Annotated in this window: 2 protein-coding genes; one reads left to right on the top strand and one right to left on the bottom strand. The window is 61.8% G+C overall.

All coding sequences use genetic code 11. From position 1 onward, the window contains the following. Window positions 1–500 (top strand): DNA/RNA nuclease SfsA (gene sfsA / locus A3730_RS18415; RefSeq protein WP_063538641.1); only part of this gene is annotated, 500 nt, incomplete at its 5' end. A gap of 162 nt (window positions 501–662) precedes the next feature. On the opposite strand, the gene A3730_RS18420 is transcribed toward sfsA, so the two are convergent. Then, entirely contained in the window at window positions 663–1,583 is a 921-nt protein-coding gene (locus A3730_RS18420) for a serine/threonine protein kinase (protein WP_231883994.1), read from the bottom strand. Window positions 1,584–1,585 lie beyond the last annotated feature (2 nt).

Raw genomic sequence — 1,585 nt, forward strand, 5'->3', positions numbered from 1 at the left:
CTCACGGCCACTGGGCCGGGGTCAATACCGCCCGCCCCAATGCGCTGGTGGAAGAAGCGGTGCGGGCCGGGCAGATTCCTGTGCTGGATCCAGCCAGTGGCGTGGAGCGAGAGGTGAAATACCGGGACAGCCGCTTTGATCTGGCGCTGGGTGAGCGGGCCGACCCGCATACCTTTATTGAAGTGAAAAACGTCACCCTGGGTCCGGGGCCAAAGGATGCGGACGACGGCATCATCGCCTTCCCGGATTCGGTCACCGAGCGGGGCCAGAAGCATTTGCAGACGCTGATGGATGTGGTCGCCTCAGGAAAACGCGCGGTGCTGGTCTTTTGCGTTCAGCACAGCGGTGCCACCGCCGCGCGCCCGGCGGACGAAATTGATGTGCGCTATGGAGAGCTGCTGCGCGAAGCGGTGGAGAAAGGGGTGGAAGTGCTGGCGTGGAAGGTGGCGTTATCCGCTGAGGGTTTCGAACTGGAAAAACCCTTGCCGATTGCGTTGTAGGAGTTCCTCTCGAGAGACGAACCACGCGTTAGCGTGGGAAACGCCTGTAGGGGGCAGTAGCGTCATTGCTGTGAACCGGGGCGCCTCCAGAGTGATCGGGGGGGTACCCCTGCCTTGCCTTTTCCCTCGCTTGGGCTCGGGTTCGTCCCTCGAGAGGAACTCCTACAGCGGGGTCTGCAAACTGCGCAGCTGCTGTTGCAATAAGGTCACCTGGTTGCCCCAGTAATTCATGGATTCGAACCAGGGGAAGGCGGGGGGGAAGGCCGGGTCGTCCCAGCGTTTGGCCAGCCAGGCATCGTAGTTGATGATGCGGCGCAGGCGCAGCGGATCAATCAGGACTGTCTGGTTCCAGGGGAACGGCAGGAAGGTGTCATAACCACGGGCGAGTACCCGTAGCTGGTGTTGCTGTTCGTCGTGTTCACCAGACAGCAGCATCCAGATGTCCTGCATGGCGGGTGCGCGCAGGCTGTCGTCCAGGTCCACGAAGTGGGGGCTGTCATCTCGCCACAGGATATTGCCGGTGTGGCAGTCGCCGTGCACGTTCAGTAAGGGAAAGTTGTGCTCGCCCAGTTGTTGCTCCACCTTTTCCAGTATCTGGCCGGTCACATCCCGATATTGTCCCCGGTAGTTCAGGTCCACCACATCGTTAGTGAGAAAGGTGCTGGCGGTGCGGATGTCGTCGACGATCTGCAGGGTCGGACGCGTCTGATAGGGACGGTCGCTGCCGCAGGTATGCCAGCGAGCCAGGGTGCGGCCTAACTGCTCCAGATGATCGTCGTTGGCCAGCTCCGGGGCGTGGCCACCGGCGCGGCGAAACACGGCGAAAGCAAAGTCGTCGCAATGGAACAGGCTGGTGCCGTTCTTTTCGACGGGGGCGACCACTGGCAGGTCCCGGTCCGCCAGAAACAGGCTGAAGGCATGTTCTTCGAGGATTTGTTCATCGCTCCAGCGGTGCGGGCGGTAGAACTTCACGATTACCGGTGGGCCGTCTTCCTGGCCCACCTGATACACCCGGTTCTCAAAACTGTTCAGCTGCAGCAGCCGGCCATCGCTGAGAAAGCCGGCGGCATCGACGGCATCCAGCA

This window comes from Alcanivorax sp. HI0044 (assembly GCF_001634945.1).